Annotated in this window: 14 protein-coding genes; 10 read left to right on the top strand and 4 right to left on the bottom strand. The window is 67.4% G+C overall.

Annotation, left to right across the window (positions count from 1 at the left end; all coding sequences use genetic code 11):
* Positions 1-53 precede the first annotated feature (53 nt).
* From HLH25_RS06070 to HLH25_RS06085, 4 genes are all read left to right on the top strand, one after another.
* On the top strand, positions 54-833 hold the full coding sequence (locus HLH25_RS06070) for an NAD(P)H-dependent oxidoreductase (protein WP_182973216.1): 780 nt from the start codon (positions 54-56) through the stop codon (positions 831-833).
* 160 nt (positions 834-993) lie between these two features.
* Complete coding sequence (locus HLH25_RS06075; protein WP_182973217.1) at positions 994-1,380, top strand: c-type cytochrome; 387 nt, start codon at positions 994-996, stop codon at positions 1,378-1,380.
* A 51-nt stretch (positions 1,381-1,431) separates the two neighbouring features.
* Entirely contained in the window at positions 1,432-2,280 is an 849-nt protein-coding gene (locus tag HLH25_RS06080) for an alpha/beta hydrolase (RefSeq protein WP_246401507.1), read from the top strand.
* Between the two features lie 92 nt (positions 2,281-2,372).
* Complete coding sequence (locus tag HLH25_RS06085; protein ID WP_182973218.1) at positions 2,373-3,059, top strand: extensin-like domain-containing protein; 687 nt, start codon at positions 2,373-2,375, stop codon at positions 3,057-3,059.
* A gap of 40 nt (positions 3,060-3,099) precedes the next feature.
* On the opposite strand, the gene HLH25_RS06090 is transcribed toward HLH25_RS06085, so the two are convergent.
* The 3 genes from HLH25_RS06090 to HLH25_RS06100 form a co-directional block, all read right to left on the bottom strand.
* Positions 3,100-4,056: an aldo/keto reductase gene (locus HLH25_RS06090; RefSeq protein WP_182973219.1), complete on the bottom strand. Its 957-nt coding sequence runs from the start codon at positions 4,054-4,056 to the stop codon at positions 3,100-3,102.
* A gap of 95 nt (positions 4,057-4,151) precedes the next feature.
* Entirely contained in the window at positions 4,152-5,741 is a 1,590-nt protein-coding gene (locus HLH25_RS06095) for a carbohydrate porin (RefSeq protein WP_310889052.1), read from the bottom strand.
* Between the two features lie 345 nt (positions 5,742-6,086).
* The gene (locus HLH25_RS06100) at positions 6,087-6,302 is read right to left on the bottom strand and encodes a hypothetical protein (RefSeq protein WP_182973220.1); all 216 of its coding nucleotides are present in this window, start codon (positions 6,300-6,302) and stop codon (positions 6,087-6,089) included.
* A gap of 225 nt (positions 6,303-6,527) precedes the next feature.
* Between HLH25_RS06100 and HLH25_RS06105 the strand changes: the two genes are divergently transcribed.
* The 6 genes from HLH25_RS06105 to HLH25_RS06130 all read left to right on the top strand — a co-directional run bounded on the left by HLH25_RS06105 (position 6,528) and on the right by HLH25_RS06130 (position 13,183).
* Entirely contained in the window at positions 6,528-7,151 is a 624-nt protein-coding gene (locus HLH25_RS06105) for a hypothetical protein (RefSeq protein ID WP_182973221.1), read from the top strand.
* A 6-nt stretch (positions 7,152-7,157) separates the two neighbouring features.
* On the top strand, positions 7,158-7,469 hold the full coding sequence (locus tag HLH25_RS06110; RefSeq protein WP_182973222.1) for a winged helix-turn-helix domain-containing protein: 312 nt from the start codon (positions 7,158-7,160) through the stop codon (positions 7,467-7,469).
* A gap of 68 nt (positions 7,470-7,537) precedes the next feature.
* A complete protein-coding gene (locus tag HLH25_RS06115) occupies positions 7,538-8,968 on the top strand; it encodes a DUF2252 domain-containing protein (RefSeq protein WP_182973223.1) in 1,431 nt (476 codons plus the stop codon).
* A 3-nt stretch (positions 8,969-8,971) separates the two neighbouring features.
* Positions 8,972-10,675 carry a SulP family inorganic anion transporter gene (locus HLH25_RS06120; protein ID WP_182973224.1) on the top strand — a complete coding sequence of 568 codons (1,704 nt, stop codon included), beginning with the start codon at positions 8,972-8,974 and terminating at the stop codon, positions 10,673-10,675.
* Between the two features lie 95 nt (positions 10,676-10,770).
* Positions 10,771-12,072 (top strand): GGDEF domain-containing protein, encoded by a 1,302-nt coding sequence (locus tag HLH25_RS06125; protein WP_310889053.1) that lies wholly within the window; start codon positions 10,771-10,773, stop codon positions 12,070-12,072.
* Positions 12,073-12,202: 130 nt separating this feature from the next.
* Positions 12,203-13,183: a DMT family transporter gene (locus HLH25_RS06130; protein WP_182973225.1), complete on the top strand. Its 981-nt coding sequence runs from the start codon at positions 12,203-12,205 to the stop codon at positions 13,181-13,183.
* Positions 13,184-13,216: 33 nt separating this feature from the next.
* On the opposite strand, the gene HLH25_RS06135 is transcribed toward HLH25_RS06130, so the two are convergent.
* On the bottom strand, positions 13,217-13,714 hold the full coding sequence (locus HLH25_RS06135; RefSeq protein WP_182973226.1) for a GNAT family N-acetyltransferase: 498 nt from the start codon (positions 13,712-13,714) through the stop codon (positions 13,217-13,219).
* Between the last annotated feature and the right edge of the window lie 69 nt (positions 13,715-13,783).

The raw sequence follows: 13,783 nt of genomic DNA on the forward strand, positions 1-13,783 counted from the left end.
TGCCTATCATGGCCCGGCGTCTCCCTCCTTTCCGATCGCAATGGAAAACGCCTATGAATGTCCTCATCGTCTATGCTCACCCTGAGCGGCAGTCGCTGAACGGCGCCCTGCTCGACTGCGCCATCGGCGCGCTTGAAGAGCAGGGCCATACAGTAAGGGTTTCGGACCTCTATGCCATGCGGTGGAAAGCCGCTGCCGATCGTGCGGATTTTCCCGATCTTGCGGAAGGAGAGCGGCTCCGGGTCGCCTCCGCCTCGGCGCGGGCCTTCGCCGCGCATGACCTGACGGACGATGTCAGGGCCGAACAGGAGAAGCTGGTCTGGGCCGATACCGTAATCCTGCAGTTTCCCCTGTGGTGGTTCACCATGCCCGCGATCCTCAAAGGCTGGGTAGACCGTGTCTATGCCTGCGGTTTCGCATATGGCGTTGGCGAGCACAGCGACAGGCGGTGGGGCGATCGCTACGGCGAGGGCGTCATGGCCGGCAAACGGGCCATGCTCGTCGTCACCACCGGTGGCTGGGCGGAACATTATTCGCCCAGGGGGATCAACGGCCCGATCGACGACCTGCTGTTTCCGATCAATCACGGTATCCTGTTCTATCCCGGCTTTACCGTGTTGCCGCCTTTCGTGGCCTATCGCGTCGACCGGCTGGACGATCGGGCATTCGCTACCGTGGCGGCGGCGCTTCGCACGCGGATGCAGGCACTGGGCACCATCGCCCCGATTGCCTATCGGCGACAGAACGATGGCGATTACCGGATTCCGGCCATGGAACTGAAACCCGGCCTGGAAAAGCCAGGTGCGACCGGCTTCGCGCTACATTTGGACTGAAAGCGCACCCCCCGGAAGGCGCACTCGGCCCGCCCTCCGATGACGGGGCAGGCGGGCAGAACGCCCGTTACACGGCGTCGTCAATGCCGCCGCCCGTCCCTGGGTCCGACCAGAGCCCGCCGGTCCAGGAGGCCGGGCTTCGCAGGCATACGCCGCGATCATGACGGCCCGCTCGCGCTGCGTGCTTCGCGTCGTCGCGGCCGGATTGACGGCCACCCTGTCCCTTTCAGCCTATGCGGACTCTTCGCGCGAACCGGCGGGATACGAACCATCCGTCACGGCCGGGCGGGTCCGGTCTGGCATGGCGCTGTATGCCGAGCGCTGTCGCCCCTGTCATGATAACAGGGCGGGAAACCTCGACGAGGCCCCGCCGCTGGCCGGGCGGAATTTCCGCGAAAAATGGAGCAATCGTCGGGATGCGCTCTATGCGAAGATAAAAATGTCCATGCCGCAGGACGAGCCGGGTGTACTCTCCGCCGCGGCGGTCTCGGACATCGTGGCCGCGCTGTTCGCCGGGCATACCGCGAAAGCCGATGTCGCGAACTGACGGAAACGGGTAGAAAGGTTGTTTCTTCAGGGCGCAGGCCGAGGTGCGATCATGTCCATAAGGCTCTGGAGGAATGCCCTGCTCCTGTCGGCGGTCGTCCTGATCGCGCCGTCAGCCTGGGCAGGCCCGGCGGGGACGGAACCGGCGGGAGGCCTGCCGGCACCGCGTCCCGCCGCAGATCCGGTGTCCAATGCGCGGCTTTTCACGTTGGTGCTGGGTGACGGCGCGCGTCAGCGGGTTCTTTTCAGTGCGCCCCCCGATGCGCGGGGCACGCTGGTCATGCTGCCGGGCGGGTCCGGGCAGATCGGCCTGGAGGACGACGGGCAGATCCGCCACGGCGATAATTTCGTCGTGCGGACCCGTACGCTCTGGCTCCGGCGCGGTTACGCGGTGCTGCTCGCCGATGCCGTCGATGGGATGAACCTGCGGGGCCTGCGCAGTTCGCCGCGTTACGCGGCGGTCGTGGAGGCGCTGGTCGATTTCGCCCATGCGCACATGGCCGGTCCGGTCTTTCTGCTCGGCACCAGCCAGGGGGCGATCGCGGCCATGAACGGTGCGGCCCATGCGCCGACCGGCCGCGTGGCCGGCGTGGTGCTGACGGAATCGGTGTCGGTGATGGGCGGCAGTCGCGAGACCGTCTTCAGTGCCGATCCCGGCCAGGTCCGTATCCCGGTCCTGATCGTCGGCAATCGTGACGATCGGTGCAACGTCGCGCCACCCGGCGCCGCGCCGGACATCGCCGCCGCGCTCGACCACAGCCCGGATGTGCGGGTGCTGTCCGTGTCGGGCGGTCAGACGCGAAGCCGGAAAAATTGCGGCTCCCTCACGCCCCATGGCTATTATGGTATCGAGGTCCCGACCGTGGATGCGATCATCCGCTGGCTGGACGGCCATCGCTGACAGCACCCGCTGCCCGGCAATGAGGAAGGAGACGGCATGCCGAGGATGCGGCCACGCGCCATCGGTTCCACCGGTCGACGCCGAAAAGATCCATGCGTTTAGGCCGTCTTTTCATCCTGTCCCTCTGTGCGGCCATGGTCGCGTTGGCCGTGTTTCACCGACGCTGGCTGCCGCCGGCCTACGATCCCACCCAGCCTCTCGATCTCGCGGCGGCATGGACGTTCATGACGCCCCTGAAACTTCGCCTGCTGTCCGCGTCTCCCGAATTGTGCCGCGCAGCCCTCCTCACATCCCGGCTGCCTGTCCGGGAACACGCGCACAGCGGCACCGCGGCCTGTCCGCTGGAGGGCGTCTATACGGTCGGTGGTGGCGCGGTCTCGCTCCTGCCCGCCAGTTTCCTGGCATCGTGCAGTCTGGCGGTGCGCTGGTCTCTGTTCGAACGCCAGGTCGCGGAGCCGGTGACGCAGGCCGTGTTCCATACCGGCCTTTCGCGCATCCGGCATGTCGGCAGCTTCGCCTGCCGCGATGTCCGCGATCGCCCAGGCGCGCAGAGCAGCCATGCCACCGCCGACGCGATCGACGTGTCCGCGTTCGTCCTGGCTGACGGCAGGGAAATTCCGGTCAGCGCATGGAACGCGTCAGCGCCCGTTGGCCTTTATCTGCACCGGATGCGCGACCGGGCCTGCCGCGTGTTCGGTACCGTCCTGTCGCCCGACTACAACAGCCTGCATGCCAGCCACTTCCATCTCCAGGCCACCGGCTTCGGTCTCTGCCGCTGACCGGCTCGCGCCTGCCCCGCATTGGGGCAGGCCGGCCGCGTCAGGGCGCGCTCGCCTGGTCCAGTTCCACGATGTCCCGTTCCTCCAGTACCAGCGCGGCGGCTTTCGCGAAGCTTTCCACATGGCTGCGCCTGGTGGCGCTGGCGATCGGTGCCGTGACGCCCGCGCGGGCGATCAGCCACGCCAGCGCCACTTCCGCGTCGCTGGCGTCATGGCGGGCCGCGACGGCATCGAGCGCGGCAAGAACGCGCATGCCCCGCACGTCGAGATATTTCCCGATCCCTTCGCCGCGCGTGCTTTGGCCCAGATCGTCCTTGCTGCGATATTTCCCGGACAGAAAACCCGAGGCGAGGCTGTAATAGGTGACGACCCCCAGCCCTTCGCGGATGCACAGGTCGCGCAGCGCCCCGTCGAAGCTGTTCCGGTCGTAGAGGTTATACTCCGGCTGGAGCACCTGATAGGCCGGCAGGTTCTGTGCCCGCGCCACATGCAAAGCCTCGTCCAGTTGCGTGGCATCGAGGTTGGAGGCTCCGATGGCGCGGATCTTGCCGGCCTTGAGCAGCTTGTCATACGCACCCAGTGTTTCGGCATAGGGCGTGTGCAGGTCCGGCCAATGGGAGAAATAAAGGTCGATCCGCTCGATCCCCAGCCGGGCGAGCGAGGCATCGACAGCCTGGAGAATCCAGCTTTCCGACAGGCCCTTGTGGCCCGGCACGCCCATATCGGAGCCGACCTTGGTAAAGATCTTCACCTTGTCGCGCATGCCGGGGCGCGCCTTCAGCCAGTTGCCGATGATCGTTTCCGACTCGCCGCCCCTGTTGCCTGGCGCCCACGCCGAATAGACATCGGCGGTGTCGATGGCATCGAACCCGTGATCGACGAAGGCATCGAGCACATCGAAGCTCGCCTTCTCGTCGATCGTCCAGCCGAAGACATTGCCACCGAAGACGACCGGCGCGATCTCGAAGCCGGTCCGGCCCAGGGAACGTGTCTTCATGGCGCAGGCTCTCCTGTCTTGCTGTTTCAGGGCGGCGGATGGTCGCGCGCATCCGTCGCTTCCCCGGCCGCGCGGTTCCCCGCCGCGGCCCGGCGTCAGAACAGCACGTTGAGCGCGGTGCTGAGAACCACGGCATCCTTGAACACCGTCGTGCCGCCGACATGATTGACATACTGGAAGTCGGGCTGAAGCGACACGCCGGTCATCACATGGACCGAATAGAAAGCCTCGTAGATGCTTTCATGCCCCTGGATGCCATAGGGCGTGCCGAAATTGGCGCCCCGGAACGGTACCCCATAGGCGGCGGCCGCTTCCTGCGACTGGATGGCGCTGCGGCTGAAATTGGCCCATTGGAAGTTGATTCCCACGCTGTCCAGCGGCCGGCCCCACAGATAGCCGGTATCGAGCAGGGCGGCGACCAGATGATGATTCATCTGCGATGTCTTGCCGTCCGCATAGGAATACTGCCCGGCCAGCACCAGCCCGTTCGACTCGCCCGGTCCATGGCGGACCAGCATCTGGTCCGCCAGCACCCAGACCGAGGTCTGCCCGCTCTGCCGACGGGGTGGCAGCCCGGTGACGATCCAGGGCTGGCCGTTGCCATCCGCGTACAGATTGTCATAGCGCGAATTGTCGTACAGCACGCCGACCTTGTAATGGCCGATCAGATGATCGGGGCCGAATTCCGGCAGCCAGCCCACTTCCACTTCGGTGCCCAGCTTGCCCAGATTGTCCTGCCCCCAGGCCCAGCCGGAAATACCGCCGTTATAGGAATGCGGCGACACGGCAAACAGGCCGCCCATCACATAGAAATGGCGGGTCGGCATCAGGCGCAGCACCGTGCCGATATTGCCCGACGGCCAGTCGCGCCCCGATGCCAGGTATTTCGTCGGCGTCACGTTGCCGCACAGCCAGACGTTCATGAAGCTGCACACCCAGGGCGAGTTGTTGAAGAACGTCCCGGTCGGAATCCAGCCGACGGCCAGGTCGACCTTGTGATGCAGCCACGATTTCTCGAAATAGGCCCAGACCAGATGTGCGACCACGTTGCCGCGCGCGCCATAGATCTGCTGCACCTGGTTGCCGTTATCGCCGAAGAGCCGGCTGAGATTCTGCCCGTTGCCGTTGACCGCCAGCGTATGCAGCCACAAATCCTCGGACCACGCGCCCGCGCCCAGCAGCTTCTGCCAGTCGATATCGACCGTGGCGCCGACCTGGCCCGCCAGGGTGTAGCTCTGCCGCTTGCCGCCCGCGACATTCCCTGAAATGCCTTCATAGAGGGCGAGGGCGGCATAGATGCCGTGGTTCTGGAGCCAGGGCTGCACGCCGCCCCAGTCGCCGAAGGCGTGGGTGGTGCCGTAGGGCGGCCCGAAAGATGGCGGACCATAGGCCGATTGCAGGAAGCCGGGGATCGTCTGTTCCAGATTGCCGACCGGCGGGGTTTCTCCCGCGGTCTGGGTCGGTCGGGCGAGGGGCGAGGCGGCCGGAGCATCCTCATCGGCGGCGCGGGCCGGCAGTGCGCCGGGCACGATAAAGGCGGCCGCCAGCGCCAGGGCGGCCAGACCGGCACGGGCGCGCGTGGTCCTCATCCGGCGGGAGAGGGCACGCAGGGCACGCGCCCCGCTGCGGGCCGTCTCGATCAATGAAATGGAGAGCGTCGGCCGGGTCTCGGAAAGATTGGTCACACTTTCGTATCTTTTCGTGGCCGATTGGGCAAAAGAACAGTCCTTTTCAAGGAGAATGGAGGTGGGGTGCATTGCGGATGGGGCATTGCCGCGTGATTTTGTCCACATCATCTGTATTTTCTATTTATTTTTATTCGGAAATTCTACCAAAAAGCTCAAGTCTGGCATTTCATGCCTTGGCGAACAGGGCGCGGAGCCTGCGATACGACAATTTATGTTGTCCGATAAGATGCGTGGAAAAATTTTATCTTCTTGGACAATGGGCAGGATTACGATTTCCATCTGCGCGCGCCGTTCACAAAAACGTGATAATGACGCGGGGAGGGGCTGCCGGCGTCTTACGCGTCATAAACACACATGGGCAGGCGTGGTTCCGTAGGACGCCGCGTGGCGTCCGGCCATGCCGTCAACCTTGTACAACGGGCAGGCTGTTGCCCCGTTCCACGCTGTCGGTCCGCCCCCCGACCGGTGCCGCGCGCTGTTCCAGCGGGCAGAGGGCGGCAATCTGGCGACGATCGCCGCGTTCTGCGGTCCGGCCACCATCAGCACATCGTCCTCCATGCCCCGCCTCCTGCCCCACGCGCCGGGGTGGAAGGTCGCGCATGGTCAGCAGACAGGACGGGATAGCGCGCGACGGGCATCGCGCGCCGCAGAGTTGGAGCCATGGCGGATGGAAGGAATCTTCATAAAAAATAACTTTGAAATAAAAAGTATTTTGTTATAGCTTTGCCACTGTCCCCGCCGACACACGGCGGCCCCTGACCAACGCACTATTGCGAGGCTCCCATGACCCCCCAAGCCGACACGTCGCTGCATGACGACCTGACCTTCATGCGTGCCCTGGCCGAGGCCGGCCGCAACGCGCCGCTGACCAGCGGTCCCTATTTCCTCACGGCCGGCCTCGTGTTCGGTCTCGCCAGCTTCGTCGCCTGGGCGGTCGCGACCGGCCACACGCTCCTGCCGCCGCAGGCGCAGGTCTGGGTGTGGCTGGCGGCGATGGTCGTCTATCTGCCGGTGATCTGGTTCCTCAACCGCGCGCAACTGGGCCGCCCCGGCAGCGTGGTCATGGTCAACCGCGCCATCGGCATGATGTGGAGCGGGCTGGGCAGCGGGATCGGCATCATGTTCCTCGCGGGTATGGTCCTGGCGTGGCGGTGCGGTACGCCTGTCGTCTGGGCGATGTTTCCCTCGCTGATCCTGGCGGTGTACGGCGCGGGGTGGAGCGCCACCGCCGTCATCGCGGGCCAGTCCTGGCTGCGGGGCGTGGCGGCGGGGGCCTTCGCCGGCGCGCTGGCCGTGGCCGCGATGATCGACAGTCCGGTCCTCCTGCTGCTCTACGGGCTGCTGATCCTGCTGCTGGTGGCGCTGCCGGGCTGGGTCCTGCTGCGCCGGGAAGGCCGGGCGGCGTGACGGACCATGGATAATTTCGATATCGGGCAGATCGACGACGTGATCCATGGTCGCGTGCGGCTGGGCATCATGGCCTATCTGTCCTCGGCCGGGATGGCGGATTTCACGGCGCTGCGCACCCATCTGGGCGTGACCGACGGCAACCTGTCCACCCATCTGCGCAAGCTGGAGGATGCGGGTTACGTGGTGCAGGACAAGGGCTTCGCCGGCCGCCGCCCCCTGACACGGCTGGTCCTGACCGACAGCGGCCGGGCCGCCTTCATCACCTATCTCGATGCCATCCGGCGGCTGGTGGACCAGGGCGCGCCGCCGGGCTGAAGACCCCGCAGGGCCGCTGCCGATGTTTTGCGCGTGACGGCGGCCCTCCGACTTGCGAAAATCGGGCGATGACCGCTCGTCCTGCCTATCCCGCCGATTTTCCGACCCTCAGCCGGGCCGCCGCGCTTTCCACGCGGCGGGAACGCCATGCCGGCGGGCGCGCGCTGCGCCACAGCCTGCCGCGCGGCGCCCATGCCGACTGGGCGCCCCCGTCCGGCCGGGCGGACCCGGTCACGATCCTGGAACGTCAGGGTCAGGACCGCATCGCCGGCCTGCTGCCGATCCGCTACCGGCGCATGGCGGCGTCGCCCTTCGCCTTCCTGCGCGGGGCGGCGGCCGTCATGGCGATGGATCTGGCGCAGACGGTCTGGACCGGTCCGCGGGTGCAGTCATGCGGCGACTGCCATCTGGCCAATTTCGGCGCCTATGCCTCGCCCGAGGGCGCGCCGGTCTTCGACATCAACGATTTCGACGAAACCCTGCCCGCTCCCTTCGAGTGGGACATCAAGCGTCTGGGGGCCTCGCTGGTGCTGGCGGGGGAGGAGTCCGGCCTGGCGGACGGCCCGGCGCGCGCCCTTGCCGTGCTGGCGGCAAGGGCCTACGCGGCCGAAATGGCGCGTCTGGCCCCGTTGACGCCGCTGGAAATCTGGACCAACCGGATCGACCTCGCCGCCGCGATCGACGCTTTCGCCGATGGGCGGGCGCGACGCCGGGCGCGGACCCTGCTGGCCGAACGCATGGACAGCGCCCGCCGCCATTTCGGTCTGGTGGCCGATAATAGCGGCACGCCCGCCCTGCGCGAAAAACCGCCGCTGGTGATGCGCCTGCCCGAGCATGACGGGATCATCCGCGACGCCTTCGCCCGCTATGTCGCCACCCAGCCGCCCGAGCGTGGCATCCTGCTGGCGCAGTACCGCCTGCGTGACGTGATCTTCAAGGTCGTGGGGGTGGGCAGCGTCGGCACGTTCTGCGCCATCGGCCTGTTCACCACCGCTGATGGCGACAGCCTGCTGCTCCAGATCAAGGAGGCGCAGGATTCGGTGCTGGCGCCCTATGCCGGGGTGTCGGTCTTCCGCAACCAGGGGCAGCGGGTGGTCACCGGCCAGCGCATGATGCAGGCGGCATCGGACGCGTTCCTCGGCTGGACCCACACGCAGGGACGGGACGAAGCGGAAGACACCCGCCACGACCTCTCGGGCGCCGGACGGCAGTTCTATGTCCGCCGCCTCAAGGATTCCCGCCTCGCTGCCGTCGGCACCGAGGTCGCGCAGGAGGGGCTGGTGGACTATGCCCCGCTTTGCGGCCGCACGCTGGCCCGTGCCCACGCCCGCACCGGCGACGTGGTGGCACTGGCCGCCTATCTGGGGCGGGGCCGGGCCTTTGCCGATGCGATCGGCGGCTTCTCGGTCCTGTATGCCGCGCAGACCCGCCGCGATTGGGAGGCATTCCGCAAGGCGATCGCCGCAGGGCGCCTGCCCGCCGGGGATGGAGGAATCTGAGGCATGGCGGCCGGAGCCAGGCGGGGCCTGAAGGTGTCCTTTCCACTCAGGGGGCTGCTGGGCCGCCTGCATGCGCCGGGCGGCTGGAGCGACGCGCTGGCCGGGCTGACGCTGGCCTCGATGAACATTCCCCAGGTGCTGGGTTATGCCGCCATCGCCGGCATGCCGGCGGTCACGGGCCTGTATACCGTGCTGCTGCCGCTGGTGGCCTTCGCGGTGCTGGGCTCGTCGCGGCACCTGGTGGTGGCGGCCGATTCCGCCACCGCCGCCATCATCGCCAGCGGTCTGGCGGGCATGGCGGTGGCGGGCAGCCCGGCTTATGTGGCGCTGGTCGGCGTGGTGGCATGGCTGGCGGCGGCATTCCTGCTGGGGGCGCGCCTGTTCCGGCTGGGGTTCCTGGCCGATTTCTTCTCGCGCACCGTGCTGGTCGGTTTCCTCACCGGGGTGGGGGTGCAGGTGTGCATCGCCATGTCGCGCGACATGCTGGGCGTGGCGGCCCCGGCGCATAATCCGCTGGCGCAACTGGCGCAGGTCGCGCGCGGGCTGCCGACAGCCAGCGGATTATGCGCCGGCCTCTCGCTGCTGGTGGTGATGCTGATCCTGGCGGGCAGGCGGCTGCTGCCGCGTGCGCCGATGGCGCTGGTCGCGGTGGTGGGGTCCATCGCCGCCAGCCGGGCGTTCGACCTGGCGGGTCACGGGGTGGCGGTCATCGGCCCCATCGCGGGCGGCCTGCCGTCGCTGGTCCTGCCCGACGTGACGTGGAACCAGATGCTGGCGCTGCTGCCGGTCGCGGGCTCCTGCGTGGTGGTGATCATCGCGCAGAGTGCCGCGACCTCGCGCGCCTTCGCCCTGCGCTGCCACGAACGCGTGGATGAAAACGCCGACATCCTGGGCCTGTCCGCCGCCAACGCCGTCGCCGCGCTGACCGGGGCGTTCGTGGTCAATGGCAGCCCCACCCAGACGGCGATGGCGCTGCGGGCCGGTGCGCGCAGCCAGCGCGCGCAGCTTGTGTTCGCGCTGGTCACGCTGGTCGTGCTGCTGGTGCTGACCGGGCCGCTACGCGACCTGCCGCGCTGTGTGCTGTCCGCCATCGTCTTCAGCGTCGCGGCGGGGATGATCGACTGGCGGGGCCTGCTGGCCATCCGGCGCGAGAGTCCCGGCGAATTCCGCCTGGCCGTGGTCACCGGCGCCGCCGTGGTGGGGGTGGGGGTGGAGCAGGGCATCTTCCTGGCGATCGCGCTGTCGCTGTTCCGCCATGTCCGCCACAGCTACCGGCCGCACAGCATGGTGCTGCGGGTGGACGACGCCACCGGCATGCTGGAGCCGGTGCCGGTGGGGCGGGGCATCCAGACCGAGGCCGGGCTGGTCATCTATCGTTTCGGCGCGGACCTGTTCTACGCCAACTGTTCCCGTTTCGCCGACGACGCACGGCTGCTGGTCAATAGCGCACCTACCCCCCTGCGCTGCCTGATCGTCGATGCCAGCGCGATCACCGATCTCGATTTCTCGGCCGCCGGCATGTTGCGCGACCTGCTGGCGGAACTGCGCGGGCAGGGCGTGCGTGTGCTGTTCGGCCGCGTTTCGCCCTATCTGCGCGCCGACATGGACCGGCACCGGATCACGGCGACGGCCGGCGCGGATTCCTATTTCACCGCGCTGCATCCCGCGATCCGCACCGGCCGCGCCATCGTCCAGGCAGAAGGATAGACCGTTCCATCATACGAACATGGCAGTCCCCCTGTTTCCGAGACGGATAAGGTCGGCTATGAGTGTGATGGGGGATATACGGGGTTTGATGGCGCGTGGTGGACGATTTTCATGACGTCATGGCACTGGCGATCGAAGGGAGCGGAACCGGCATCTGGGACCGCGACGTGGTTACCGGCACGATCAGGTATTCGACCGCATGGCTCGAAATATTGGGCTATGACCGTGGCGAGATCTCCCAGCAGATAGAAGACAGCTACGACCGCATTCACCCCGACGACCGGGCCTATGTCCAGACGACCATGCAGGACCATTTCGACGGGCGAACCTCGGTCTATGAGGTCGAGCACCGGCTGCGCTGCAAGGACGGCAGCTACAAATGGGTAATGAGCCGCGGCATGGTCATCAGCCGCGACCCGCAGGGCCGCGCGCTGCGCATGGTCGGCACGACCGCCGACATCACCTCGATCCGTCTCATGGCGGAACGGCTGCGGCAGAGCACCAATCTGGTCGCCAATCTGACCAACCAGATCCCGGGGATGATCTTCGAATCCCGGCGTGCGACCACCGGCGAGGCCCGCATGACCTATGTCAGTTCCGGTATCGGCGAGATCTTCGGACTCACGGCCGCGGACGTGGGGACCAGCACGGCTTCCATTCACGCGCGCATCTATCCCGACGACCGGGCGATGTACCATGCGTCGCTGGACGCGTCGCAACGCGACCTGGTGCCCTGGCAATGCATCTTCCGCGTCGATCTGCCGACGCGGGGATTGTGCTGGCGGCAGATCGATGCCCGGCCGGCCCGTCTGCCGAACGGCGACACGCTGTGGCACGGCCTGGTAACGGACGTGACCGAGCGCATGGAAATGGAGCAGCAGCTTCATGATCTGGCGCGACTGGATCATCTGAGCGGCCTGCCGAACCGGCGCGCATTCCTCGAACGGATGGAAAAGACGTGGTCCGGCCTGGTGCAGGCGCGGCTCGACCGGGTGGCGGTGATGATGATCGACGTCGATCACTTCAAGTCGATCAACGATCGCTACGGCCACGCGGCGGGCGACGAGGTGATCCGCCACGTCGCGGCGATGATGTCGTCCGTCCTGCGGTCCAATGACATCACGGGGCGCATGGGGGGCGAGGAGTTTGCCGTCTGCCTCCCCAATGTCGGTATGGCCGAAGCCGGCCGCATCGCCGACCGCCTGCGTGTCGAAATCGCGGAGACGCAGGCCTGGTTCGAGGAAATCGCCATTTCGCTGACGGTGAGCATCGGCATTGCCGCGATGCTGCCCACCGACAGGAATGGCGAGCAGGTTCTGGCGCAGGCCGACAAGGCTTTGTACATGGCCAAGCAGGCGGGCCGGAACAGGTTGGCCTTCGCTCAGGATTCAGACTGAGCGCCTGTCTGGAAACGGCCTCCGGCGCCGATCCGGCGCGCGCCGCCCGTGCTGCGCTCCGATGCGCGGAAACACACCATGGGCAGGGTCGTGAAGGGGCGCGCGCACGCACGGGGGCCGGGTACGGCTCATGACGGCCGGGCGGGCAGCGGGGCCGGGCGTGGGGCCGAGATTGGGGCTGGGTCTGGGATACGGCGTGGCGGCCGGCGCGTTCTGGGCGCTGGGGTTCCTCGCACCGGCACTGGCGGGCGATTTCACGCCATTGCAGATCTCGATCGGCCGTTATCTGGCCTATGGCGCATTCTCGCTGATCGCACTGGCGCCGCGCTGGCCGACGCTGCGCGCGACGATCGGGAGGCGGGATGTCCGCGCCCTGTTCATGCTCGGGCTGCTGGGCAACATCCTCTATTACGTCCTGCTGTCCTACGCGGTGCGGCTGGGCGGGATCGCCGCCACCTCGCTGATCATCGGCCTGCTGCCGGCGGTGCTGACGCTGATCGGCAGCCGTGATGACGGCGCGGTGCCGCTGTGGCGGCTGGCGCCTTCGCTGCTGTTCAGCCTCGCCGCCATCGTCTGTATCGGCTGGGGGGCGATCGGCACGGCCGCCCCGGCGGCGCGGGGGGCACCGCTGCTCGGCTGGCTGTGTGCCGTCGGTGCCATGCTGTCCTGGGCGGCCTTCGCCGTCATCAACCAGCGCTGGCTGGCCCGGCTGCACCATGTCTCGGCGCAGGAATGGAACCTGCTGACCGGTGGCGCCACCGGTATTCTGGCGGTGCTGGTCGCGGGGCCAGCCTTCCTGCTCGGGGCGCCGGGCACAGCCGGCGGGCGGGACTGGGCGCGCTTCGTGGCTGTGGTGGCCGGCACCGGCTTCCTGGTGTCGATCGTGGGCAATGTCTTCTGGAACCGCATGAGCCGCCTGCTGCCGCTGACGCTGGCGGGGCAGATGATCCTGTTCGAAACCCTGTTCGCGCTGCTCTATGGTTTTCTGTGGGAACGGCGCCTGCCGGGCACGATCGAAATCGCGGCGATCCTGCTGGTCTGCGCCAGCGTGCTGTCGGGCATGGCTGTCCACCGTCCGGTTGCCGTCACCCCGGCCCCAGAGCCTTCGTGATATTGTAAATATCTTGTTGCGGCCGGCGGTTTTTCAGGAAGCCTGGTCGTCGAGCGCGCGGAACATGACGTGGCAATCCACCGGCCCCAGCGTGGCGTGGCGATAGGCACCGGGCAGGGTGCCGACGATCAGGAACCCGGCCCGGCGCCAGAGCCGGATCGCGACCTGGTTGCTGGCCACCACCATGTTGAACTGCATGGCGGTAAATCCCAGCCGCCGGGCTTCGGTCAGCGCATGCGCGCACAGCGCGGCCGCCACGCCCTGCCCACGCGCCGCCGGTGCCACGATAAATCCGGCATTGCAGACATGATCGCCCGGCCCGGCGGCATTGGGCTTGATGTAGGAACTGCCCAGAATGGCCCCGTCGCGTTCGGCCACGAAGGTGGCGCGCGGCGCCTCGCCCCACAGGGCCCAGCCCGCCGCACGGTCCAGTTCGGGGTCCAGCGCATAGGTTTCGCGCGCGCGGGCGATGTCGCGGAGGATCGGCCAGACCGTCTCGAAATCGTCGGGCCTCATCGGACGGATCAGCATGCGGCATTCCTCTGGTGCGGGGCCGACAAGACAGGCCGGTCTGGCATCACCGACTGGGCATCACCGACC

Origin of the sequence: Gluconacetobacter dulcium (assembly GCF_014174165.1) — a bacterium.
GTDB classification, from domain to species: Bacteria; Pseudomonadota; Alphaproteobacteria; order Acetobacterales; family Acetobacteraceae; genus Gluconacetobacter; species Gluconacetobacter dulcium.

What these genes read in the sequence shown, in the direction of transcription:
- HLH25_RS06070 (WP_182973216.1), top strand. Translation starts at nt 54, where the DNA reads ATGAATGTCCTCATCGTCTATGCTCACCCTGAGCGGCAGTCGCTGAAC.
- HLH25_RS06075 (WP_182973217.1), top strand. Translation starts at nt 994, where the DNA reads ATGACGGCCCGCTCGCGCTGCGTGCTTCGCGTCGTCGCGGCCGGATTG.
- HLH25_RS06080 (WP_246401507.1), top strand. Translation starts at nt 1,432, where the DNA reads ATGTCCATAAGGCTCTGGAGGAATGCCCTGCTCCTGTCGGCGGTCGTC.
- HLH25_RS06085 (WP_182973218.1), top strand. Translation starts at nt 2,373, where the DNA reads ATGCGTTTAGGCCGTCTTTTCATCCTGTCCCTCTGTGCGGCCATGGTC.
- HLH25_RS06090 (WP_182973219.1), bottom strand. Translation starts at nt 4,056, where the DNA reads ATGAAGACACGTTCCCTGGGCCGGACCGGCTTCGAGATCGCGCCGGTC.
- HLH25_RS06100 (WP_182973220.1), bottom strand. Translation starts at nt 6,302, where the DNA reads ATGGAGGACGATGTGCTGATGGTGGCCGGACCGCAGAACGCGGCGATC.
- HLH25_RS06105 (WP_182973221.1), top strand. Translation starts at nt 6,528, where the DNA reads ATGACCCCCCAAGCCGACACGTCGCTGCATGACGACCTGACCTTCATG.
- HLH25_RS06110 (WP_182973222.1), top strand. Translation starts at nt 7,158, where the DNA reads ATGGATAATTTCGATATCGGGCAGATCGACGACGTGATCCATGGTCGC.
- HLH25_RS06115 (WP_182973223.1), top strand. Translation starts at nt 7,538, where the DNA reads ATGACCGCTCGTCCTGCCTATCCCGCCGATTTTCCGACCCTCAGCCGG.
- HLH25_RS06120 (WP_182973224.1), top strand. Translation starts at nt 8,972, where the DNA reads ATGGCGGCCGGAGCCAGGCGGGGCCTGAAGGTGTCCTTTCCACTCAGG.
- HLH25_RS06130 (WP_182973225.1), top strand. Translation starts at nt 12,203, where the DNA reads ATGACGGCCGGGCGGGCAGCGGGGCCGGGCGTGGGGCCGAGATTGGGG.
- HLH25_RS06135 (WP_182973226.1), bottom strand. Translation starts at nt 13,714, where the DNA reads ATGCTGATCCGTCCGATGAGGCCCGACGATTTCGAGACGGTCTGGCCG.